Raw genomic sequence first — 22,003 nt, forward strand, 5'->3', positions numbered from 1 at the left:
ACGGCTTTCCCGTACTTACATACATCCATGAATGTATATATACTCGCTGCCATTCCCCCCCATCCCCACGGAGAATCTGCCATGCCCCAGCACAACAACAAGGTTTCGCCCGTTCCCACCCGGCCGCTGCTGCGGCTCCTGCCCCTGGCCCTGAGCAGCGCCCTGGCCCTGGCGGCCTGTTCCGGCTCCGAAGCGCCCCAGGGTCCGGCCATGGGTCCCCTGCCGGTGACGGTGATGGAGATGCAGCCCCAGCGGGTACCCAATGCGGTGGAAATCATGGCCCAGACCGAGGGCGCCAAGGAAACCGAGGTGCGGGCCCGGGTGGGCGGCATTCTCATGAAGCAGCTCTACCAGGAAGGCCAGAGCGTCAAGGCCGGGCAGCCCCTGTTCCAGATCGACCGGGCCAGCTATGAGATCGCCCACGCCGAGGCCAAGGCCCGGGCAGACCAGACCGAGCGGGAACTGGCCCGGCTGAAGAAGCTGCTGGAAGTGCAAGGGGTGAGCCGCAAGGAATACGACGACGGGGTGAGCGCCAATGACGTGGCCCAGGCCGCCCTGCGCCAGGCCCAGCTGAACCTGTCCTGGACCACGGTCACTGCCCCGGTGGATGGGGTCACCGGCCGGGCCGAGAAATCCGTGGGCAACCTGATCACCACCGGCACCGACAGCCTGCTCACCACCGTCTATCAGAACGACCCCATGTGGGTACGCTTCAGCCTGGCCGAGAGCGAGGCCGCCAAGCTGCCCGGCGGCCGCCTGACCCCGAACACGGTCACCGGCGTGGAGCTGGTGCTGGCGGATGGCTCCGTCTATCCCCACCAGGGCAAGCTGAACTTCCTCGCTTCCAGCATCGACACCACCCTGGGCACCCAGCAGCTGCGGGCTGAATTCTCCAACAAGGAAGGCCAGCTCCTGCCCGGGCAGTTCGTGCGCGTGCGTCTGCTGGCCGGAGACCAGGACGGGGTGTATCTGGTGCCCCAGAGCGCCGTGCTGCAGACCGAAAAGGGCAGCCTGGTGATGGTGGCCGATCCCGAGAACAAGGTGGCGCCCCGTCCCATCAAGACCGGCGAGTGGCTGGGCAAGGACTGGGTGGTGCTGGGCGGCCTCAACCCCGGCGACAAGGTGATCATCGACAACCTGATGAAGCTCAAGCCCGGCGCCCCGGTGGCGCCGCATGCTCCGGGTGCCGCTCCGGGCGCGCCGGGGGCCGCCCCCGCCGCTGCGCCGGCCGCCAAGGAGGCGGCCCCGGCCAAGAGCGAAGCTGCACCGGCCAAGCAGGGCTAAGGAGTCGCCATGTCAAAATTCTTCATCAACCGGCCCATTTTTGCGTCGGTCATCTCCATCATCATCATCATCGCCGGGCTGGTGGCTTCCCGGGTGCTGCCCATCGCCCAGTACCCCCAGATCGCCCCGCCCACGGTGCTGATCACCGCCACCTATCCCGGCGCCTCCGCCGAAACCCTGGCCAAGACCGTGGCTGCCCCCATCGAGGAGCAGCTGAACGGGGTGGAAGGCCTCTCCTACTTCACTTCGTCGGCTTCGGCCAACGGGGCGATCACGATCACCGCCACTTTCGAGGTGGGCACGAACGTGGATATCGCCTCGGTGAACGTCAATAACCGGGTCAAGGCGGCCGAACCCCGCCTGCCGGAGGAGGTGCGCCGCAACGGGGTGATCGTGCAGAAGCGCTCCAACGATATTCTCCAGGTGGTGGCCCTGCAATCGGAGCAGGGGCGCTACAACACCCTGTTCCTGTCCAACTACGCCGCCATCAACCTGGTGGATGAGCTGAAGCGGCTGAAGGGTGTGGGCGACGTGACCATCTTCGGCGCCCAGGACTACTCCATGCGGGTCTGGCTGAAGCCGGACCGGATGGCCCAGCTGGGCATCACCACCAGCGACATCGCCAGCGCCATCCAGGCCCAGAACGCCCAGAACGCCGCCGGCAAGATCGGCCAGGAACCGGCGCCCAGCAGCCAGCAGCTGGTCTACACGGTGACCGCCAAGGGCCGCCTGCTGACCCCCGAGGAGTTCGGCAACATCATCATCCGCGCCAGCGGCCCCGGCGGCGCCCTGCGCCTCAAGGACGTGGCCCGCATCGAACTGGGCGCCTACAGCTATGAGCAGAGCGTCACCCTGAACGGGGAACCCACCATCGCCATGGGCGTGTTCCTGCAGACCGGGGCCAACGCCCTGGAGGTGGCTGACCTGGTCAAGAGCAAGATGGACGAGCTGAAGCAGAAGTTCCCCGAAGGGATGGACTACGTCATTCCCTTCGACACTACCCGCTTCGTCTCGGCCTCCATCAACGAGGTGGTGCATACCCTGATCGAAGCCGCCCTGCTGGTGATTGCCGTGGTGTACCTGTTCCTGCAGAGCTGGCGCGCCACCCTGATTCCCATGGTGGCCGTGCCCATCTCCCTGATCGGTACCTTCGCCGGCCTGTGGCTGTTCGGTTTCTCCATCAACACCCTGACCCTGTTCGCCATGGTGCTGGCCATCGGGATCGTGGTGGACGACGCCATCGTGGTGCTGGAGAACGTGGAACGGCTGATGTGGGAAGAGAAGATGTCCCCCAAGGATGCCGCCGTTGAAGCCATGCGCGAGGTGAGCGGCGCCCTGGTGGCCATCGTGCTGGTGCTCTGCGCCGTGTTCATCCCGGTGGCCTTCCTGGGCGGTATCGCCGGTCAGCTTTACAAGCAGTTCGCCGTGACCGTGGCCGTGGCCGTGGTGCTCTCCGGCGTGGTGGCCCTGACCCTGACCCCGGCCCTGTGCGCCCTGCTCCTGAAGTCCAAGCATGAGGAGCACAAGCTGTTCATGCCCTTCAACCGGGCCTTCGAGCGCTTCACCCAGTCCTACATCAGCACCGTCAGCCTGACCCTGAAGCACGGCATCATCGGTACCGTGATCTTTGCCGCCGTGATCGGGGTGGTGGTGCTGCTGTTCCGCGTCACGCCGGGCAGCTTCGTGCCCCCCGAGGACCAGGGCTACCTGATCTCCGCCCTGATGCTGCCTGACGGCGCCACCCTGAAGCGGACCAACGCCATGGGCGAAGGCATGCGTCAGGGCATCGCCAAGGACGAGGCGGTGGCCTACACCTTCATCGTTTCCGGCTTCGACCTGATCGGCGGCGGCAACAAGCCCAACGCCGGCACCATGTTCATCCCCCTGAAGGACTGGAGCGAACGGGAAGGCAAGGCCCAGGACCTGGCCGGCAAGTTCATGGGCATCGGCATGATGCAGCCCGACGGCCTGGGCCTGGTGTTCAACCCGCCCCCCATCCAGGGCCTGGGTACCGCCGGCGGTTTCGAGGTGTATGTGCAGAACCGGGCCGACGGCACCGCCAAGAGCCTCCACGAGGTGACCCAGCAGTTCATGGCGGAGCTGCAGAAGCATCCGGAATTCACCCGCATCTCCACCTTCTACCGCCCCACGGTGCCGCAGCTGTTCGTGGAAGTGGATGAACCCAAGGCCATCTCCCTGGGCATTCCCCTCTCGGACATCTACGCCACCTTGCAGAGCACCATGGGTGCCCTGTACGTGAACGACTTCAACCGGGGCAGCAAGGTCTACCGGGTGCAGCTGCAGGCCGAGGCCAACTACCGGATGAAGCCCGAGGACCTGGGCAAGGTCTATGTGCGCAGCAGCACCAGCGGCGCCATGATCCCCATCTCCGCCATCAGTACCGTGAAGCGGGTGATCGGTCCGGAGCAGGTGGAACGCTTCAACGGCTTCCTGGCCGCCAAGATACTGGGCGACTCCCGCCCCGGCGTCAGCTCCGGCGACGCCATCCGCATCGTCGAGGAAGTGGCTGCCGCCAGCCTGCCGGACGGCTACACCATCGCCTGGACCGGCCAGGCCTTCCAGGAAAAGCGCAGTTCCGGCTCCTCCCTCCAGGCCTTCGGCTTCGCCATCATCATGGTGTTCCTGATCCTGGCGGCCCAGTACGAGAAGTGGTCCCTGCCGGTGGCGGTGATCATGGCCGTGCCCTTCGCCCTGATGGGCGCCCTCACCGCCGTCTGGCTGCGTGGCATGCCCAACGACATCTACTTCCAGATCGGCCTCGTGGTGCTGATCGGGCTGGCCTCGAAAAACGCCATCCTGATCGTGGAGTTCGCGGCTCAGAAGTACGCCGAGGGCATGAGTGCGATGGATGCCGCCGTGGAGGCCGCCCGCCTGCGCTTCCGCCCCATCGTGATGACCTCCCTGGCCTTCGTGCTCGGCGTGTTCCCCCTGGTGAAGGCCACCGGGGCCGGGGCCGCCGCGCGCCAGTCCATGGGGACCGGCGTGTTCGGCGGGATGATCGCCGCCACCTTCATCGCCACCATCTTCGTGCCCCTCTTCTTCAAGTGGCTGGAACGGGACAAGCAGCCCCAGCTGACGGGCCATGGCAAAGACCAAGACCAGAAGGATGACTCCCATGCGTAAGCCCCTGCCGAAATCCCCCCTGGCCGCTGCCCTGGGCACTGCCCTGCTGATTTCCGGATGCGCCATCGGCCCGGACTTCCTGCGTCCTGACAGCCCCCTGCCGGAGCGCTATGAAGCCAGCGCCGAAGGCAGCGGGGAAGCGGCGGCCGCCACCCCGGCGGCCCCCGTCCATGCCCAGTGGTGGACCCTGTTCGATGACGCCTACCTGAACACCCTGATGACCCAGGCCCTGGAGAACAACCAGGACCTGCTCGCCGCCGCCGCCCGCATGGAGGCTGCCCAGGCCGCCGCCCGGGAAGCCGGGGCCGACTACTACCCGGGGGTGAACCTGGATGCCAGTTCCGTGCGCAGCCGCACCAGCGGTGAAACCGCCAGCGGCAAGAACATGGGCAGCACCACCAGCACCAACCGGCGGGTCGCCCTGGGCGTGAGCTATGAACTGGATATCTGGGGCCGCATCCGCCGCAGCAATGAAGCGGCCCGGGCCCAGGCCCTGTCCAGCACCTTCGCCCGGGACGCCCTGCGGCTGTCCCTGGCCGGGCAGGTGGCCGACGAGTACCTGAACCTGCGCGCCCTGGATGCGGAACTCCAGGTCACCCGGGAAACCCTGGACAGTCAGGCGGAAACCCTGAAGATCGTCCGCGCCCGGGTGGATGCCGGGGCCGACTCGGCCCTGGAACTTTCCCAGGCCCAGGCCTCCTATGCCAGCGCCCAGGCCCAGCTCAATCAGCTGCAGCGCCAGCGGGCCCTGAGCGAACACCAGTTGGGCCTGCTCGCCGGACAACCCAGTCTCAAGGTCCCGGCCGGAGACTTCCGCAAGCTGCCCCTGCCGCCCCTGCCCCCGGTGGGCCTGCCCTCCTCCCTGCTGGAGGCCCGGCCCGACGTCCGCCAGGCGGAAGAAACTCTGGTGGCCGCCAATGCCCGCATCGGCGTGGCCAAGGCCGCCTACTTCCCCAGCATCAGCCTGACCGGCCTCCTGGGTAGCGAAAGCGCCTCCCTCTCCAACCTGTTCATCCACAACTCCTCCATCTGGTCCTATGGCGCCGCCCTGGCCATGCCCATCTTCAATGCCGGCAAGACCGCGGCCCAGGTGGACCAGGCCACGGCCGGGCAGAAGGAAGCCCTGGCCAACTACCTGAAGACGGTACAGACCTCCTTCCGGGAAGTGAAGGACGCCCTGGTGACCCTGAAGGAGTACAGCGAGGAAGAGATCGCCCTGGCCGCCCAGATGGACGCTTCCCGCCAGGCCCTGAACATCGCCAAGGCCCGCTACGAAGCCGGCTACGTGGGCTTCCTGTCGGTACTGGACAGCCAGCGCACCTACAACAGCGCCCAGCTCCTGTACCTGGAACTGCGCAAGAACCGCCTGTCGGCAGCCGTGGACCTGTTCAAGGCCCTGGGCGGCGGCTGGCAGGAAGAAGCCGCCCAAGCCCCGGCCGCGGAGTAAGGCATGGTCAGGAAAACCAAGGAAGACGCCCAGGTCACCCGCAACCGCATCCTCGATGCGGCGGTGGAGGTATTCGGCCGCCAGGGCGTCTCCCAGACCTCCCTCAACGACGTGGCCCGGGAAGCCGGCGTGACCCGGGGCGCCATCTACTGGCATTTCGAGAACAAGGTGGCCATGTTCACCGCCATGATCGAACGGCTGGTCTGCCCGCTGCTGCTCAAGAGCGAGGAGCGTCAGGTGCTGATGGCCCGGGACCCCCTGGGCTTCCTGCGCGCCGCCACCTCGGAGTATCTCGGCAAGCTGGCCCACGACCCCAACTTCCGCCGGGTGTTCGAGATCTTCTGGCACAAGTGCGAATACGTGGGCGACATGGCCGCCATCCGCCACGAGCATCTGGAGGAAGGGGAAACCCACATGGACATCATCGAACAGGCCCTGGCCCAGGCCCAGGAACAGGGCCTGCTCGACCGGACCCTGAGCCCCCATCAGGCCTGCATCGGCCTGGTGGCCGTGGTCGATGGCCTGGCCTTCAACTGGACCAAGAACCAGGGACTGTTCTCCCTGGAAGAATGCGGCATGCCCATCGTCAACACCTATCTCCGGGGCCTGGGCGCCAAGGACGCCTGAGGCCGGCCCGGCGCCCCATGGTTCTGCACATCCCCCCGCACCGCCATTTCCCCGCCCGCCAGGGGCGGGGAACAGGGGCCAGCCGGCCCTGAAGCTCCGCACCCATGCAGCTCTTCTACTCGGACGTGTTCGTCCTGCCCCTGCCGCCGGGGCACCGCTTCCCCATGGAAAAGTACGCCCTGCTGCGCCAGACCCTGCTGGCCTCAGGGGACTTCGCCCCCCGGGATTTCCTGCTGCCCCCCGCCGCCGACGACGCCACCCTGGCCCTGGCGCACCACCCGGATTACATCGCCCGGGTAAGTCGGGGCGAACTGAGCCCGGCGGAACAAAAAGTCATCGGTTTTCCCTGGAGTGCCGCCATGGTGGAACGTTCGCGCCGCTCCACCGGCGCCACCCTGGCCGCAGCCCGGACTGCCCTGGAGCAGGGCTGCGCGGCGAACCTTGCCGGCGGCACCCACCACGCTTTCGCCGACCGGGGCGAGGGCTTCTGCATCTTCAACGACGCCGCCGTGACCTGCCTCAAGCTGCTGGCCGAAGGGGCCATAGGCCGGGCCCTGATCGTGGATCTGGATGTACACCAGGGCAACGGCACGGCCAGCATCCTGCGCCACGAGGGCCGGGTATTCACCTTTTCCATGCACGGAGCCGGCAACTACCCCTTCGTCAAGGAACAGGGCGACCTGGACGTGGCCCTGCCGGACGGCTGCGACGATGCCACCTACCTGGCCCGGCTGGAGGAAAACCTGACCCTGGCCTTCGATCTGGCCCGCCCCCAGCTGGTGCTCTACCTGGCGGGCGCCGATCCCTACCAGGGCGACCGCCTGGGCCGCCTGGGCCTCAGCGCCGCCGGCCTGCTGCAGCGGGACCGGCTGGTCCTGGAGGAATGCCGGGCCCGGCGGGTGCCGGTGGCCCTGGCCATGGCCGGGGGCTACGCCCGCCGCATCGAGGACACGGTGGCCATCCACGCCGCCACCGTGGCCCTGGCCAGACAACGCTGCTGGCAGCCCTGAAAGCCCTGCCCCGGCTCGGGGGAGGCGCCCTCAACGCAGGCTGAACACCACCCGGTTGGCGCTGGCTCCGGCATCCTGCTGACCCACCTGGGGTTCGAGGGCGAACACCCGCTCCGGCGCCACGCCCCCCTGCTCCACCAGCCAGCTGCGCACCGCCTGGGCCCGCCGTCCAGCCAGTTCCCGGTAGGCCTCGGGCTCCACCTGCATATGGGTCACCAGCAGGTTTTCCATCTCGCTCACGGGCAGGCTCTTGGTAAGGCCGATCATGTTCCGGGGTTTCTCGAAACGGGCCTCCTTGTACACCTGGAGCAGGAATTTCTCGTACTCGGCACTGCTCAGGCTCACCTCTCCCAGGCGGGTGGCAGACTTGCCCTGAGCCACGTCGGCAGCCACCTTCTTCGCCTTCACCTGGCGCTCCAGCAGGTAGCGGCGATAGCCTTCCGAGTCGGCCACGGGATCGGCCTGACCGGTGACTTCCAGGCTCAGGGCCGGACGTTCGGCCAGGGCCTTGGCGAGCTGTTGCAGCCGGGTTTCCATGTCCGGGGTGATGCTGCTCTGGCCGGCGGGGAAGTCCACCTGGGACAGCTCTTCACCGCCCCCGAACAGGGAGCCGAGCAGGGTGAAGGGCGAGGTCACCGCCTTCACCAGCAGATTCATGATGGCCTTGAAGACGATGCCGCCGATGCTGAACTGGGGATCGTTGATGGAGCCGCTGATGGGCAGCTCGATGTCGATTTCCCCCTTGGCGTTCTTCAGCAGCGCCAGGGCCAGGGAAATCGGCAGGGACAGGGCATCGGGGCTGTCCACCTTCTCCCCCAGGGTGAGCTGGTCCAGGAAGATGCGGTTGCTGGCTTCCAGCTGACCTTTCTCCACCTTGTAGCGCACATCCACCGAGAGCTTGCCCTTCTGGATGCGGTAACCCAGGTAACGGCCCGAATAGGGGCTGAAACCGGGCATGTCTATGCCTCGGGCCTGGGCCTTGATATCCAGGAACAGCTCCCGGCTGAAGGGCTCCAGCTCGCCGCTGATCACCAGGGGCGCGGTGCGGTCCACCTTGCCCTGGATCAGCAGCTTGCCCCGCTGTCCCTCGGCCAGGGGACCTATCTGGCCGCTCAGCTGGGTCAGGGTGGCGCTGTAGTTGGGCTTGATGAACTGGTCGTTGAAGATCACCGAGCCCCCGTCCAGGCGGATGCGCCCCAGCTGCACCGGCACCGGGGCGGCCTTGGCAGCGACACTGGCCACCTGCTCCAGAGCGGGTTTGGACGCTGCCGCCGGGACCTGGGCCTCGCCAGGCAGGGCCGGCGCGGCTGCAGCAGTCCCGGCGGGAGCGGAACCGGCAGCGGCGGCCCGGGTGGCCTTGCGCTCACCCCGCAGCAGCCGGTCCAGCTGCAGTTCCCCCTCCGGGGTCACCAGCAGGCGGGCGAAGAAACGGTTCAACACCAGATCGTCCAGCTTCAGGCTGAAGGGGGCGGTCTGCAGGTCCAGGCCCCCCAGCTCCAGCTTCTGCCAGCGCAGCAAGGAACGGTCGGCGCTGCCGTCCATCAGGGAAAGTTCCGCCAGCTGCCCGCCCCCCTGGTAGCGCAGGGCCAGGGGCTGGCCGCCGAACTGCAGCCGGCCCTTGCTGCTCAGCTCCCCCTTGGTCAGCACCAGGTTGAGCCGGTGGGGAATCCAGCCCTGCAGGGGCACCAGGTCCATGGCCTCCAGGTCCAGTTCCAGGTCCCCGGCCAGAGCCAGGGGATCCACCTGGCCTTTAAGCTGCACCTGGCCCTTGTCATTGATGCGCCCCTCCAGCCCCAGGCTCACGGGGGCCGGCGCGGCGGAATCCAGCCGCCCCAGATCCAGGCTCAGGGCCTGGATCCGGAGGGGCACGGCCTTCTGCACCGTGCGGTCTACGAAGCCCAACTCCCCCTCCCGCAGGCTGAAGCGCTCCAGGCTCCAGCGCCAGGCAGGGCTGGCGGCACCCTTCGCCGCTCCGGCACTGCCGCCGCCCGGGGCCGGGCCCTGCAGGGCGGCCAGGGTGTCGAGCAGATCCACCTGGGTCTCGCCGGTACGGGCCAGAGCCAGATTCAGCCCGGTGAGGCCCAGGGGCCCCAGGGCTAGCTGGCGCCGGCCCGGGTCCAGGTTGAGGCGCTCCAGTTCCAGCTTGTCCAGTTCCAGGAAGGACTCATTTTCCCCGGAACGCCGGGCCGCCAGCGCCTGGAGCTGCAGTTGTTCCAGCTGGATGGGCCCGTGCTCCAGGTCCTCGCCCCGCAGCCCCAGGCTCAGGGATTTGAGGCCCAGGCCCAGGTCGCCGCGCCGGACCTGCAGCTGGCTCAGGCCGAGCCGCCCTTCCAGGGCCAGGCGGCGGGCCTCGCCGCCGTGAAAATCCAGCACCAGGTCCGCGTCCAGCAGGGCGGACTCCAGCTTGACCGGCAGGGGGACCGGGGAAAAGGCGGCCAGACGGGCCAGGTCCAGGCCCTGGAATTTCAGGTCGAGACGGCCGTCCGGGGTATCGGCGAAGGGGCGCAGCTCCCCGGCGATGTTCAGGGGGGCCCCGTCCAGGGTGGCCGAGAAACGGGGCTGGACCTGGCGCTCCACCTCGCCGGGAAAGGAGGCCAGACGCGGCAGGACCAGGTCCAGGGCGGTGATTTCATGCTGCCCGCCGCCGCTCCGGTCGTCCAGCTTGAAACTGCCGCCGAGGATTTCCAGGTTGTTGATGGCGAAGGGGGGAACGCCTGTGGCGCTGTCTTCGTCGCTGGCGAATTTCTCCACCAGGTCACTCACATTGGTGCGCCCGTCCGCCTGCCGCACCAGCCGGCCATAGGGGGCCTCCAGGCGCAGGGCGTCCAGGACCAGGGCCCGGCGCCAGAGGGAAGCGGCGCTGAGATTGACGGTGAGCCGGGTGAAACCGGCCAGGGCCTCCTCCCCTTCCCGTTCGCCGATGCGCAGGTCCCGGAAGGTGGCCTCCAGGATGTAGGGCTGGATGTCCACCTGGCCCAGGCTGACCGGCCGCTCCAGGGCTTCGCCCAGGGCCTGCTCCAGGCGTCCGTGCAGGTAGCCGGGCAACCAGAAGTAGCCGAGCAGGCCGAACAGCAGGACCAGAACGCCCAGGACAGCGCCGGCCCAGCGTAACCGGCGGGAACGGCCCAGGTCGGCCGACCGGGCCTGCAGGCGGGTCAGGAAAGTACGGAAGGAGGAAGGGCTGGCGTCCATGAAGGCAGAAAGAAAGGCACAGGCTGCCAGTTTAGCCCTGGCCGCAAACGCTGCAAGGGCCCGCCTGCACCCATGGCCAGGCGAGCCTCTCACAAACACTCAAGGGAATCAGGCGCGGATCAGGCGGCGCCGGGCTTCGAACAGGCAGACCCCGGCGGCGACGGAGACATTGAGGCTTTCCACCGAGCCGAACATGGGAATCTTCACCAGCTGGTCGCAGGTTTCCCGAGTCAGGCGGCGCATGCCCTCCCCTTCGGCCCCCAGCACCCAGGCGGTGGCCACCGGCCAGCTGGCCTGGTAGATGTCCTGCTCCGCCTCGCCGGCGGTGCCGATCACCTGGATGTCCCGCTCCTGGAGTTCCCGCAGGGTGCGGGCCAGGTTGGTGACCATGATGTAGGGCACGGTCTCGGCAGCGCCGCTGGCGGTCTTGGCCGCCACGTCGGTGAGCCCCACGGCCCGGTCCTTGGGGGCGATCACCGCGTGCGCCCCGGCCCCGTCGGCCACCCGCAGGCAGGCGCCCAGGTTGCGAGGATCGGTGATGCCGTCCAGGATCAGCAGCAGGGGCGGCTCCTCCAGGGTGTCGAGCACGTCGTCCAGATGCAGGGCCTTGCGCCCGCCCTCCACCCGGGCCACCACGCCCTGGTGGCGGGCGCCGGGCAGCATGGCATCGAGACGCTTGCCGTCGGCCAGGGTGAGCTTCACCCCCTGCAGTTCCACGTGCTTCAACAGGTCCTGGGCCCGCTTGTCATGACGCCCGCCGTCCAGCAGCACTTCCTTCACCGCATCGGGATCGTGGCGCAGCTTGGCGGTCACGGCATGAAAACCAAAGATCAGGCGGGCTGAGGACATGGGCGGCTCACAAGGGACGAAAGGGCGGCATTCTACCCCGGCCCTACTTCTTCTTGCCCTTTCCGGCCTTGGCCTTGGCGCCGTCGGCGGCCTTCTTGGCCACCTTCTTCACCGCCTTGCCCACCTTACCCATGAAGTCGCTGGCGGCACCCGCCATGCGCTGGGTGGCGCTCTTGCGGGCCGGGGCCACCACCGGCGCCACCGGCACGGCCGGCGCCGGGGCTGCCGTGCCGCGCCGCTTGCCGCGGCTGGCATCGCCCTTTTCCGCCCCCGGGGCGGCCAGGACGAAGTCGATGCGGTTGCTTTCCAGGTCAGCCTTGATCAGCTTCACCCGCACCCGGTCCCCGAGGCGGAAACGCTGGCCGGTGCGCTCGCCCAGCATCTGATGCTTGATGGGGTCGAACTGGAAGTAATCGGCCCCCAGGTCGGAGACATGCACCAGGCCTTCCACATGCACCTGGTCCAGGGCCACGAAGATGCCGAAGGCGGTGACGGCGGAGATGGTGCCGTCGAAGACCTCGCCGATGCGCTCCTTCATGTAGTAGCACTTGAGCCAGTTCTGCACGTCCCGGGTGGCCTCGTCGGCGCGCCGCTCGGTCTGGGAACAGTGCAGACCGATCTGCTCCCAGTCCCCGGGCTTGTAGCGCTCACCGGCCAGCACCGCCTTGATGGCCCGGTGCACCAGCAGATCCGGGTAGCGGCGGATGGGCGAGGTGAAGTGGGTGTAGTGCTCGTAAGCCAGACCGAAGTGGCCCAGGTTGTCCGGGCTGTACATGGCCTGCTTCAGGGAGCGCAGCATCACCGTCTGCAGCAGCTGGGCGTCGGGGCGCTCCTTCACCTTTTCCAGCAGCTGGGCGTAATCCTTGGCCTTGGGGTCGTCGCCCCCGGTCAGGGCCAGGCCGAATTCGGAGAGGAAGCTCCGGAGATTCTTCAGCTTTTCCTCGTTGGGCCCTTCATGGATGCGGTACAGACAGGCCTGCTCGTGGGTGGCGAGGAAGTCGGAGGCGCAGACGTTGGCCGCCAGCATGCACTCCTCGATGATCCGGTGGGCATCGTTGCGCACCACCGGCACGATGTTCTCGATCTTGCCTTCCTCGTTGAAGAGCATCTGGGTTTCGATGGTCTCGAAATCGATGGCGCCCCGCTTGACCCGGGCCTTGGCCAGGATCTGGAACAGCTTGTAGAGGCTTTGCAGCTGGGGCTGCAGGGCCTTGTGGATCTCGGTTTCTGGCTCGGCAGCGCCGGAGAGCCAGTCCCACACCTGGTTGTAAGTGAGCCGGGCATGGGAGCGGAACACGGCCGGATAGAAGCGGTACTGCTTGATCTCCCCCGTGGCGCTGATGCTGGCATCGCAGACCATGGCCAGCCGCTCCACGTCCGGATTCAGGGAGCAGATGCCGTTGGAGAGCTTCTCCGGCAGCATGGGAATCACCCGGCGCGGGAAGTACACGGAATTGCCCCGCTCGTAGGCCTCCCCATCCAGGGCCATGCCCGGCTTCACGTAATGGGAGACGTCGGCAATGGCCACCACCAGACGCCAGCCCCGGCCCTGCTTCTCGCAGAACACCGCATCATCGAAGTCCCGGGCGGTTTCACCGTCTATGGTCACCAGGGGCAGGGCGCGCAGATCCTCCCTGCCCTTGTGGTCGGCCTTCTTCACCTGATCCGGCACCTTGGCGTTCTCGGCCAGGCACTCCTTGGAAAACTCGAAGGGCAGGTCGTGCTTTCTGAGGGCGATCTCGATCTCCATGCCCGGATCGGCATAGTTGCCCAGCACCTCGCTGATCCTGCCCATGGGCTGGGAATACTTGGAGGGCTGCTCGATGATGTCCACCATCACCACCTGGCCGGCCACCGGCTTGAACTTGGGCTTCTTCTCGGGAGGAATCAGGATGTCCTGGGTGATGCGCCGGTTTTCCGGCACCACGAACACCACCCCGTGCTCCACGAACACCCGGCCCACCACCCGGCTGTTGGCCCGGTCGGTGACCTCGACGATGGAACCCTCGGGGCGGCCCTTCTTGTCCTTGCCGACGATGCGCACCAGAGCCCGGTCCCCGTGCAGCACCTTTTCCATCTGGCGCTGCTCCAGGAAAATGTCCGGGCTGCCGTCGTCGGGAATCAGGAAGCCGAAGCCGTCCGGATGGCCCTGCACCCGGCCGGCGGTGAGGCTGGCCTTCTCGGGCAGGATGTAGGCATTCTTGCGGTTCCGGAGCAACTGGCCTTCGCGCTCCATGGCGCCCAGGCGGCGCCGGAACATTTCCCCTTCGGCGGCAGAAATATCCAGCAGATCAGTCAGTTGCTCAAAGCTCAGGGGCTGACCCTGCTCTTCCAGGGTCTGGGAGATGTACTCCCGGGAAGGAAGGGGAAAATCGTAGCGCTTGCTTTCCCGTTCGAAGAAAGGATCCGCCCGGCGGACCCTGGATATTTTTTTTGTTGACATCAATTAATCTTTCTTTAGAATACGCGGCTCTTCGCTCCTGTGCCCAGGTGGCGGAATTGGTAGACGCACTAGTTTCAGGTACTAGCGGGTAACTCCGTGGAGGTTCGAGTCCTCTCCTGGGCACCACAGCAAAGCCGCGATGGTAGTCGCTAAAGGCTGTAAAGCAAAGCAGTTGTTGTTCAAGTTGTTCCTGCAGATTCATGCCCAGGTGGCGGAATTGGTAGACGCACTAGTTTCAGGTACTAGCGGGTAACTCCGTGGAGGTTCGAGTCCTCTCCTGGGCACCAGTGATCTGCAGAAACACTACAGAAAGCCCCCGACTCACACGGTCCGGGGCTTTTTTGTTTTTGACCGGGAATTCACTGCACAACGGCTCCCAGCACAACAGCAACGGCCCGGGATATCTCGGCAAGCTGCTCACCATAAGGAATACCCACGCTCCTGATCCGAGCCATAACCCGGCCCACATCCCGTGCGCCACTGGCCTGGACAAACTGGATTGCCTCATGAACCCGTTGATCGATCTGCTCCTTTGACAGGGGCAGGAGCACCGGGGCTTCTATCGAAATCCTGAAGCTCTCAAAGCTGGACAGAGCATTGGCCACCACGGTTCCGGAAAAGGCTAGCGGAATGGATTTTTCCGTGCCCGAACCGAAGCTTATCTCTTCGATATCCACCGGGTGATGGCAACCATGGAAGTAAATTGATGCCCCCTCCGGATTGTCCGCCAGGACGGTCATTCCCTGCAGCTGACGTAAATCGGGCACCCCGATCAAATCGTAGCGAATGGAGGTCTCCACCCTTTCGCCCTGATAGAGAAATGGCTCAAGAAAAATCTTCAACTCACCCCACTCCGGCCAGAAAACACCATGACTGGGCTTGATATCGGCAGCAGAGAGCATGTGAGCAATCACCTATTTTGAGGTCCCGAAAAACCGCAATCGGAAGGGCCGGGCGCCAAGGAACGAAATATCAGCCACGCCGCCCCCTGCGATAGCGAACAACCGTGACCTCGGCAGCCGAATCCAGGGTGGCGAAGGCATCCAGCATCAGTTGCAAGGCCCCATCCTCGCCAAACCCCCCGGTTCCCGCGCCGATGACCGGAAACGCAACGGACCGGAACTGGTGGCCGTGAACCAGGGACATGGCTGAAGCCACCGCCCCCTTGATCGATTTCCGGGAGGCGCGCCAGAGCATGCTGATGCCGGCCACATGGATGATCGCCTGGTAGGGAAGCCGGCCCGCCGAAGTCAGCACGGCGCCGCCGAGGGGAATGGGCCCGAGACGGCCCAGTTCCAGGAAAGGTCCATACCCGCCCCGACGTTTGATGGCGCCGGAAACTCCCTGGGGCACGAGCAGCCACCAGGGAATGATGTTTCTGTTCCAGGCGTTGACGATGACCTCCACGTCCTGGTCCAGCAGATCCCCATCGAGTACGCGCGGCATGACCATGGTGCCGGCTATCGTCGAAACCGGAAGGGGCGGGACATGGGGCGCGCCCTCAGGGGAGAAGCGCAGCGTTCATGGCGGGAACAGCTTCTTCCCGCCGCCCTCCATCGGCTAAAGGCACCGCATAGCGCCACTGCAAACCCAGGGGCAGGACCGGGGGGCCAAACAGGAAATGCAGGACACGCCGGAGGCTGGTGCCGCTGGCTTTGGAGGATGCGTGGAGCAGCAAGGGGCTCATCACCAAGGCACTGCCAATCTCCGCGACGCACTCAACTTCCTTGAACTTGTGTTTTTCCACCGCCGCCGACGCCGGATCAATAAGTCCCAGGCGATGGGAACCGCTATAGACGCGCACCGGCCCATCATGCTCGTCACAGGGGTCAAGATGAACCCGGACGGCTACCAGTTGCTCCAGTATTTCCGGAGGTGACTGGACAAAAAGCTCCCCCTCCTTTTCTGACCAACCCCGCAATCCAGGGTGCGCTATTTTCTCCCGGACCGCGATGCTCAAATCCTGGTGGGTCGGCACGATCCAGTTTCTCTGGACTGATTTCTCGAAATAAGTGCACTGGACCGCCACTGCATGCGGAGCAATGATTCCGGTCAGGGACGCAGAGTTGCCGATACGCTTGGCAATTTCCCTGCACCAGGGCTCCTCCAGCAAACAACGGGAACCCGCTGAACCATGCGCTTCAAGGGAAAATCGAGCCGCCAGGGCAGAACACTCGTCCTGCGGCAAAAGATTCTGGACAAGTGCAAATCCTTCCATAGCAAACGAGGTCACATGCATGGTTTTCTCAGCCTGATGATCCATGAAGTTTTATTCCAGGGTTTGCCGCAATGACGGCTTCCAGCGCACCGAAGCCGCTCTCCAGAAAATGCATGGTGCCATGGGCCGCGCCATGCCAACGACGTGAGGATTGTGCCAGCAGCGCTGGCCATTGTCATGTCGCGGCGCCTTTCCCCGCCTGTCCTGCGGCCAGCCTTGTCAGTCCGACGAGCACTCGCGGCGGCTGACGCTGGCTTCAGACGGCTCCCGCACGCCGCAGGGCTGCCACGGCTTCAGGGGTATAGCCCAGCTCCCCCAACACCTTGTCCGTATGCTCCCCCAGTTCCGGCCCCAGCCAGTCGGTGCCGCCGGGTGTGGCGGAGAGCTTGGGGACGATGCCCGGCATCTTGAATTCCCGGCCGTCCGGCAGGGTGGCGCTGCGGATCATCTCCCGGGCCAGAAACTGGGGGTCGGTGACCATGTCGGCGATGGAATAGACGCTGGAAGCTGGCACCTCGGCAGCTTCCAGCACCGCCAGCACCTGGGCGCCGTCGTGCTCGGCCACCCAGGTGTCGATGACCCCGTAGATTTCGTCCCGGCGGGCGTCCCGGCCGGCGTTGTCGGCCAGGCCGGGATCATCGGCCAGGTCCGGGCGGCCGATGGCTTGCATCAGGCGCTTGAAGATGGCGTCCCCGTTGGCGCCGATGGTGATGTGGCGGCCGTCCCGGGCGGTGTGGGTGTTGGAGGGGGTGATGCCGGGCATGATGTTGCCAGTGCGTTCGCGCACGAAACCGAACACGTCGAACTCGGGCAGCATGGATTCCATCATGGCGAACACGGCTTCGTAGAGGGCCACGTCCACCACCTGCCCCTGGCCCCCCTGCACTTCCCGGTGGCGGAGGGCCATCAGGGCGCCGATGGCGGCCCAGAGGGCGGCGATGGAGTCGCCGATGGAGATGCCGGTGCGCACCGGCGGCCGGTCGGCGAAGCCGGTGATGTAGCGCAGCCCGCCCATGCTCTCGCCCACGGCGCCGAAGCCGGGCTGATCCTGCATGGGGCCGGTCTGGCCGAAGCCGGAGAGGCGCACCATCACCAGGGCCGGGTTCACAGCATGGATTGCGTCCCAGCCGAAGCCCAGCTTTTCCAGCACCCCGGGACGGAAGTTCTCCACCAGGATGTCGGTTTCGGCCAGGAGCCGCTGCAGGATTGCCTTGCCTTCCGGATGTTTCAGGTTGAGGGTCAGGGATTCCTTGTTGCGGGACTGGATGAACCACCACAGGGAAGTGCCCTGGTAGAGCTTGCGCCACTTGCGCAGGGGGTCGCCCCCGTCCGGGGATTCCACCTTGATCACCCGGGCCCCGAATTCGGCCAGGATGCGGGTGCAGAAAGGGCCGGCGATCAGGGAGCCCAGCTCCAGGACCCGCACGCCATCCAGGGGTTTGCTCATGTCTCAGATACTCCAGGATTCAACCGGGAGGGGCGCCCCCCAGAGCCGGGCCACGGTCTCCCGCACCTGCAGGGGATTGCCGCTGGTGGCCAGCTGCAGCTGACCATGGCCGCCCAGGTGGCTTTCGCCCTGGAGGCGGCGTTCCACCTGGCGGGCCACGGCTTCGCCGGTATCGACAATGGTGACCCCGGGAGCCAGGCGGGCGGCGATGCCGGCCCGCACCCAGGGATAGTGGGTGCAGCCCAGCACCACCACGTCGGCCCCGGCCTGGGCCAGGGGGGTGACGTATTCATCCAGCAGGGCGGCCACCCGGGGGCTGTCCGGCCCCTGGGTTTCGATGGCGTCGGCCAGCCCCGGGCAGGCCTGGGGAATCACCCGCACCGTGCCGGCGTGGGTCTGCACCAGACGCTGGAAACGGGCGCTGGCCAGGGTACGGGTGGTGGCCAGCACCCCCACCACGCCGCTGCGGGTCAGGCTGGCGGCCGGTTTCACGGCGGGCTCCAGGGCCACCACGGGCCGGAGGGTGGAGGCCCGGATCAGCTCGGCGGCCGCCGCCGTGGCGGTATTGCAGGCCACCACGATGGCCTTGGCGCCCCGGGCCACCAGGGCAGCGGTGATGGCCTGGCCCCGGGCCTGGATGAAGGATTCGGGACGATCCCCATAGGGCAGGTAGCGGGTGTCGGCAAAATAGACAAAGTCCTCCTGCGGCAGACGGCTACGCAAGGCGCGCAGCACGGTCAAACCGCCGAGACCGGAATCAAAGACGGCAATGGGCTGAGTCAAGGGAAATCCGTATGGGCGCGCTAGGCTGGTACTGGCTGGCTGAAAAGTCGTCAACACCTGGGGGCCAGGCCCTGGCAGCGGCAAACAAGACGCAGCGGGGATAGGGCCACCAAGTATCGACCGGCATTATGCCATTTCTGGCGCGCAAGCTTGCCTTGCGCCTCTGCTCAGGCGGCCCGGTTGAGCACGGCAAGCACGGGCCGCTCGCCGGCTCCTTTTTTCAGGGTCAGGTAGCGCAGGCAGGAAACCCGCAGAAACGAGGCGAAGTTGTCGATCTCACCTCGATATTCCAGCAGCTCGTCGTACAGCTTGGCGATCAGCTGGTTGGTCGTGAAACCGTCGCTGGCTGCCAGTTCCGCAAGAATTTCCCAGAACAGGTTTTCCAGGCGGATCTTGGTGACGCAACCGTGAATGCGCAAGGAGCGCGAACGCGACTCGTAGAGGATGGGATCGGCCTTGACGTAAAGCTCGCACATGCAACGCTCCCCGCAGTGATGGGCGGCCATGGGTGGCCGCCCTGCTCGGACATCAGGCTTCGATACGCGTTCCCAGCACCTGCAGGAACTTGGCCAGCCAGTCGGGATGTGCCGGCCAGGCGGGCGCCGTGACCAGGTTACCGTCCACATGGGCCTGATCGACCGGAATTTCGGCATAGCTGCCGCCACTGGCGGTGACTTCCGGCGCACAGGCCGGATAGGCGCTGCACGAGCGCCCCTGCAGCACGCCGGCAGCGCTAAGCAACTGGGCCCCGTGGCAGATCGCGGCAATCGGCTTGTTGGCGCCGGCAAAATGCTGGACGGCCGCAATCACCCGGGGATTGAGGCGCAGGTACTCCGGAGCACGGCCGCCGGGGATGACCAGGGCGTCGTAGCTGGCGACGTCGAGTTCATCGAAACTGGCGTTCAGCGTGAAATAGTGACCCGGCTTCTCGGAATAGGTCTGATCGCCCTCGAAGTCGTGAATCGCCGTGCGTACCTGCTCACCGGCCTTCTTGCCCGGACAGGCGGCATGCACGACATGCCCGACCATCAGCAGCGCCTGGAAGGGCACCATGGTCTCGTAGTCTTCGGTGAAATCGCCGGTCAGCATCAGGATTTTCTTGATGGCCATGTTTGTCTCCATTGTGGGTATAGGAGCGCCTATCTTGAACCCGTTGACCGCCCACCGGGTAGCAACCCGGTACTACGACAAGGCCCCGGCCAGCCTGTCCCACAGGGGACAGCTGGTCCGGGGCCGTGGCAACTACATGCGGGCGATCATGGCCTCGCCAAAGCCGGAGCAGGACACCTCGTTGGCCCCTTCCAGCAACCGGGCGAAGTCGTAGGTCACCTGCTTGTCGCCAATGGCGGCCTCCATGGCCTTGATCACCAGATCGGCGGCTTCCTTCCAGCCCAGGTGACGCAGCATCATCTCGGCGGACAGGATCAGGGAGCCGGGATTCACCTTGTCCAGGCCGGCATACTTGGGTGCCGTGCCATGGGTGGCTTCAAAACAGGCGTACAGGTCCGAAATGTTGGCCCCCGGCGCGATGCCGATGCCGCCCACCTGGGCCGCCAGGGCGTCGGAGATGTAGTCGCCATTGAGATTGGTGGTGGCGATCACGTCATACTCGGCCGGACGCAGCAGGATCTGCTGCAGGAAGGCGTCGGCAATGGAATCCTTGATGATGATCTCGCGGCCGCTGTGGGGGTTCCTGACCTTGCACCAGGGGCCGCCGTCGATGGGCTCGGCGCCGAACTCGTCCCGGGCCAGCTGGTAGGCGGCATCCCGGAACAGGCCTTCGGTGAACTTCATGATGTTGCCCTTGTGCACGATGGTCACCGACTTGCGGTCGTTGGCAATCGCGTAGCGGATCGCGGCCCGCACCAGGCGCTGGCTGCCCTCGATGGAAACGGGCTTGATGCCGATGCCGGAGGTTTCCGGGAAACGGATCTTCCTGACCCCCATTTCGTCCTGCAGGAACTTGATGACCTTCTGCACGCCTTCCGACCCGGCCGCCCACTCGATGCCGGCGTAGATGTCCTCGGTGTTCTCCCGGAAGATCACCATGTTGGTCAGCTCCGGATGCTTCAGGGGCGAAGGGACCCCCTTGAAATAGCGCACCGGCCGCACACACTGGTACAGGTCCAGCTCCTGGCGCAGGGCCACGTTCAGGGAACGGATGCCGCCCCCCACCGGCGTGGTCATGGGGCCCTTGATGGACACCGAGTATTCCTTCAGGGCATCGAAGGTTTCCTTGGGCAGCCACTGGTCGGCACCGTAGAGGCGGGTGGATTTCTCCCCCGCATAGACCTCCATCCAGTGAATCCGGCGGGCCCCGCCATAGGCCTTGGCCACCGCCGCATCAATCACCTTGATCATCACCGGGGTGATATCGACGCCGATGCCGTCCCCTTCGATGAAGGGAATGATGGGGTTGTCCGGCGTAGCCTGGCCCGGAACGATCTTCGCGCCGCCCTGGGGCACCTTGATGTGAGAACTCATTGGCAACTCCTGTACTTGTTATCCGGTAACAGGACGGTCCCCCGCCCCAGCCGCACACCCGGGTCCCGCCCCGGGTGGCCCGGCCGATTATGGGGCAAACCCGGCCAGGGAGGGAATGCCAAAAGCGCCCTGGAAAGCAAAGAAAAACCCACTATTTCCCGCCTGGAACCAGGGCATTTCCGGCCACGGTACAGCGAGCGACCGGGGCCTCTGGCCCCAGGGCCCCGGCAAGCTTACTGGGCCGGGGCGGCGGCAATACGCTTTTCCAGTTTCTTGGCGGCATCGGTGCGCCCCACCTGGCGGTAGGCTGCGGCCAGCTTTTTCATCTGGCCCAGGGTGGACCAGTGGGTAGCGCCCCTGGACTTGGTGTTGATGTCCACGGCCCGCTTGTAGAGTGGAACGGCCTTGTCATGCTGCCCTTCCGCCGTATAAACATCGGCCAGCTCGACCAGGGCATCGACGATGTCCTGGCTATGGGGACCAGAGTGCTTTTCCCAAATGCTCAGGTTGCGCACCTGCAGCTGTTCCGCCCGGGGCAGATTCGGTGCCTGGCGCTGGTAGAACTGGGACAACTCGGACAGGGTAGGCGTCAGCTCCAGGCTGTCGGCCCCCAGGGCTCGCTCGCGGATGCTCAGGATGCGTTCGAGCAGCGGGCCGTTTTCGGAAGCCTGGCCCATGGCGTTGAGCAGCACCAGGCGCTCCAGGGTATTGGCAATTTCCGGATCATCCTTGCCCAGGGTCTGTTCGTACAAGGCCATGGACTGCTGGTAGTAATCTCGTGCTTTTCCCGGGTCTCCCATGCCCGCGTAGGTCTCGCCCAGATTTCTCAGACAGTTGGCCACGGCCGGGCTTTTTTCCCCGTCACTGCTTCTGGCACTCTTCAGGGCCTGTTGCGCCAGGGCCAGCCCCCCTTGCGGATCGCCACTGCGATAGACATCGTTGGACTGTTCCACCAGTTGCTCCCAACGGGGCTGGGCCTGGGTGAACGTGGAGGCCGTCATCAGCGCGGCGCTGCAAAAGAGAATGGCGAGTTTCCTGTTCATGATCATCCTGTCGTGAAAGCCGGGCCGAACCG

General features: G+C 65.9%; 17 protein-coding genes and 2 tRNA genes. 7 read left to right on the top strand and 12 right to left on the bottom strand.

The genetic code is table 11. The annotated features are described in order from the left end of the window. Window positions 1-81: 81 nt before the first annotated feature. The 5 genes from G474_RS20160 to G474_RS0108440 all read left to right on the top strand — a co-directional run bounded on the left by G474_RS20160 (window position 82) and on the right by G474_RS0108440 (window position 7,512). Window positions 82-1,284 (top strand): efflux RND transporter periplasmic adaptor subunit, encoded by a 1,203-nt coding sequence (locus G474_RS20160; protein ID WP_051282155.1) that lies wholly within the window; start codon window positions 82-84, stop codon window positions 1,282-1,284. Window positions 1,285-1,293: 9 nt separating this feature from the next. After that, complete coding sequence (locus G474_RS0108425; RefSeq protein WP_026686583.1) at window positions 1,294-4,428, top strand: efflux RND transporter permease subunit; 3,135 nt, start codon at window positions 1,294-1,296, stop codon at window positions 4,426-4,428. Beyond that, complete coding sequence (locus G474_RS0108430) at window positions 4,421-5,875, top strand: efflux transporter outer membrane subunit (RefSeq protein ID WP_043463796.1); 1,455 nt, start codon at window positions 4,421-4,423, stop codon at window positions 5,873-5,875. Before G474_RS0108425 ends, G474_RS0108430 begins: the two co-directional genes overlap by 8 nt. A 3-nt stretch (window positions 5,876-5,878) precedes the next feature. Further along, window positions 5,879-6,502 carry a TetR family transcriptional regulator gene (locus tag G474_RS0108435; RefSeq protein WP_026686585.1) on the top strand — a complete coding sequence of 208 codons (624 nt, stop codon included), beginning with the start codon at window positions 5,879-5,881 and terminating at the stop codon, window positions 6,500-6,502. 104 nt (window positions 6,503-6,606) lie between these two features. Beyond that, the gene (locus tag G474_RS0108440) at window positions 6,607-7,512 is read left to right on the top strand and encodes a histone deacetylase family protein (RefSeq protein WP_026686586.1); all 906 of its coding nucleotides are present in this window, start codon (window positions 6,607-6,609) and stop codon (window positions 7,510-7,512) included. A gap of 30 nt (window positions 7,513-7,542) precedes the next feature. Here G474_RS0108440 and G474_RS0108445 read toward each other — a convergent pair whose 3' ends face one another. The 3 genes from G474_RS0108445 to rnr form a co-directional block, all read right to left on the bottom strand. Continuing rightward, on the bottom strand, window positions 7,543-10,704 hold the full coding sequence (locus tag G474_RS0108445; RefSeq protein WP_051282157.1) for a DUF748 domain-containing protein: 3,162 nt from the start codon (window positions 10,702-10,704) through the stop codon (window positions 7,543-7,545). Window positions 10,705-10,812: 108 nt separating this feature from the next. Continuing rightward, window positions 10,813-11,553: a 23S rRNA (guanosine(2251)-2'-O)-methyltransferase RlmB gene (rlmB, locus tag G474_RS0108450; protein ID WP_026686588.1), complete on the bottom strand. Its 741-nt coding sequence runs from the start codon at window positions 11,551-11,553 to the stop codon at window positions 10,813-10,815. A gap of 43 nt (window positions 11,554-11,596) precedes the next feature. Beyond that, entirely contained in the window at window positions 11,597-13,996 is a 2,400-nt protein-coding gene (rnr, locus tag G474_RS20165; protein WP_084513669.1) for a ribonuclease R, read from the bottom strand. A 41-nt stretch (window positions 13,997-14,037) separates the two neighbouring features. Here rnr and G474_RS0108460 point away from each other — a divergent pair. Both G474_RS0108460 and G474_RS0108465 read left to right on the top strand, forming a co-directional pair. Then, window positions 14,038-14,122 (top strand) — tRNA-Leu (locus tag G474_RS0108460). Window positions 14,123-14,198: 76 nt separating this feature from the next. Continuing rightward, window positions 14,199-14,283 (top strand) — tRNA-Leu (locus G474_RS0108465). Window positions 14,284-14,355: 72 nt separating this feature from the next. Here the strand turns inward: G474_RS0108465 and G474_RS22015 are convergent. The 9 genes from G474_RS22015 to G474_RS0108510 all read right to left on the bottom strand — a co-directional run bounded on the left by G474_RS22015 (window position 14,356) and on the right by G474_RS0108510 (window position 21,971). Further along, window positions 14,356-14,898, bottom strand: a complete 543-nt coding sequence (locus G474_RS22015; protein WP_051282158.1) for a GatB/YqeY domain-containing protein — start codon at window positions 14,896-14,898, stop codon at window positions 14,356-14,358. Window positions 14,899-14,968: 70 nt separating this feature from the next. Continuing rightward, window positions 14,969-15,442 (bottom strand): macro domain-containing protein, encoded by a 474-nt coding sequence (locus G474_RS0108475; protein ID WP_026686589.1) that lies wholly within the window; start codon window positions 15,440-15,442, stop codon window positions 14,969-14,971. Between the two features lie 55 nt (window positions 15,443-15,497). Further along, window positions 15,498-16,259 (bottom strand): phytanoyl-CoA dioxygenase family protein, encoded by a 762-nt coding sequence (locus G474_RS20175; protein WP_211228085.1) that lies wholly within the window; start codon window positions 16,257-16,259, stop codon window positions 15,498-15,500. Between the two features lie 211 nt (window positions 16,260-16,470). Further along, window positions 16,471-17,661 (bottom strand): CaiB/BaiF CoA transferase family protein, encoded by a 1,191-nt coding sequence (locus tag G474_RS0108485; protein ID WP_026686590.1) that lies wholly within the window; start codon window positions 17,659-17,661, stop codon window positions 16,471-16,473. Window positions 17,662-17,664: 3 nt separating this feature from the next. Further along, window positions 17,665-18,444, bottom strand: a complete 780-nt coding sequence (murI, locus tag G474_RS0108490) for a glutamate racemase (protein WP_026686591.1) — start codon at window positions 18,442-18,444, stop codon at window positions 17,665-17,667. Between the two features lie 167 nt (window positions 18,445-18,611). Beyond that, the gene (locus G474_RS0108495) at window positions 18,612-18,920 is read right to left on the bottom strand and encodes a ribbon-helix-helix domain-containing protein (RefSeq protein WP_026686592.1); all 309 of its coding nucleotides are present in this window, start codon (window positions 18,918-18,920) and stop codon (window positions 18,612-18,614) included. Window positions 18,921-18,972: 52 nt separating this feature from the next. Then, the gene (locus tag G474_RS0108500; protein WP_026686593.1) at window positions 18,973-19,554 is read right to left on the bottom strand and encodes a DJ-1/PfpI family protein; all 582 of its coding nucleotides are present in this window, start codon (window positions 19,552-19,554) and stop codon (window positions 18,973-18,975) included. 132 nt (window positions 19,555-19,686) lie between these two features. Further along, complete coding sequence (gene icd / locus G474_RS0108505) at window positions 19,687-20,928, bottom strand: NADP-dependent isocitrate dehydrogenase (protein ID WP_026686594.1); 1,242 nt, start codon at window positions 20,926-20,928, stop codon at window positions 19,687-19,689. A 233-nt stretch (window positions 20,929-21,161) separates the two neighbouring features. Continuing rightward, the gene (locus G474_RS0108510) at window positions 21,162-21,971 is read right to left on the bottom strand and encodes a tetratricopeptide repeat protein (protein WP_169729510.1); all 810 of its coding nucleotides are present in this window, start codon (window positions 21,969-21,971) and stop codon (window positions 21,162-21,164) included. Between the last annotated feature and the right edge of the window lie 32 nt (window positions 21,972-22,003).

The sequence above is a fragment of the Azovibrio restrictus DSM 23866 genome, from assembly GCF_000429665.1.
Classification (GTDB): Bacteria; Pseudomonadota; Gammaproteobacteria; order Burkholderiales; family Rhodocyclaceae; genus Azovibrio; species Azovibrio restrictus.

Excerpts from the sequence above, each read along its gene's own strand:
- G474_RS0108500 (WP_026686593.1), bottom strand. The coding sequence starts at position 19,554 with ATGGCCATCAAGAAAATCCTGATGCTGACCGGCGATTTCACCGAAGAC.
- G474_RS20160 (WP_051282155.1), top strand. The coding sequence starts at position 82 with ATGCCCCAGCACAACAACAAGGTTTCGCCCGTTCCCACCCGGCCGCTG.
- G474_RS0108435 (WP_026686585.1), top strand. The coding sequence starts at position 5,879 with ATGGTCAGGAAAACCAAGGAAGACGCCCAGGTCACCCGCAACCGCATC.
- G474_RS0108440 (WP_026686586.1), top strand. The coding sequence starts at position 6,607 with ATGCAGCTCTTCTACTCGGACGTGTTCGTCCTGCCCCTGCCGCCGGGG.
- G474_RS22015 (WP_051282158.1), bottom strand. The coding sequence starts at position 14,898 with ATGCTCTCTGCTGCCGATATCAAGCCCAGTCATGGTGTTTTCTGGCCG.
- G474_RS0108430 (WP_043463796.1), top strand. The coding sequence starts at position 4,421 with ATGCGTAAGCCCCTGCCGAAATCCCCCCTGGCCGCTGCCCTGGGCACT.
- icd (WP_026686594.1), bottom strand. The coding sequence starts at position 20,928 with ATGAGTTCTCACATCAAGGTGCCCCAGGGCGGCGCGAAGATCGTTCCG.
- G474_RS0108445 (WP_051282157.1), bottom strand. The coding sequence starts at position 10,704 with ATGGACGCCAGCCCTTCCTCCTTCCGTACTTTCCTGACCCGCCTGCAG.
- G474_RS0108475 (WP_026686589.1), bottom strand. The coding sequence starts at position 15,442 with ATGCCGCGCGTACTCGATGGGGATCTGCTGGACCAGGACGTGGAGGTC.
- G474_RS20175 (WP_211228085.1), bottom strand. The coding sequence starts at position 16,259 with ATGGATCATCAGGCTGAGAAAACCATGCATGTGACCTCGTTTGCTATG.
- G474_RS0108485 (WP_026686590.1), bottom strand. The coding sequence starts at position 17,661 with ATGAGCAAACCCCTGGATGGCGTGCGGGTCCTGGAGCTGGGCTCCCTG.
- G474_RS0108495 (WP_026686592.1), bottom strand. The coding sequence starts at position 18,920 with ATGTGCGAGCTTTACGTCAAGGCCGATCCCATCCTCTACGAGTCGCGT.
- G474_RS0108425 (WP_026686583.1), top strand. The coding sequence starts at position 1,294 with ATGTCAAAATTCTTCATCAACCGGCCCATTTTTGCGTCGGTCATCTCC.
- rnr (WP_084513669.1), bottom strand. The coding sequence starts at position 13,996 with ATGTCAACAAAAAAAATATCCAGGGTCCGCCGGGCGGATCCTTTCTTC.
- rlmB (WP_026686588.1), bottom strand. The coding sequence starts at position 11,553 with ATGTCCTCAGCCCGCCTGATCTTTGGTTTTCATGCCGTGACCGCCAAG.
- G474_RS0108510 (WP_169729510.1), bottom strand. The coding sequence starts at position 21,971 with ATGAACAGGAAACTCGCCATTCTCTTTTGCAGCGCCGCGCTGATGACG.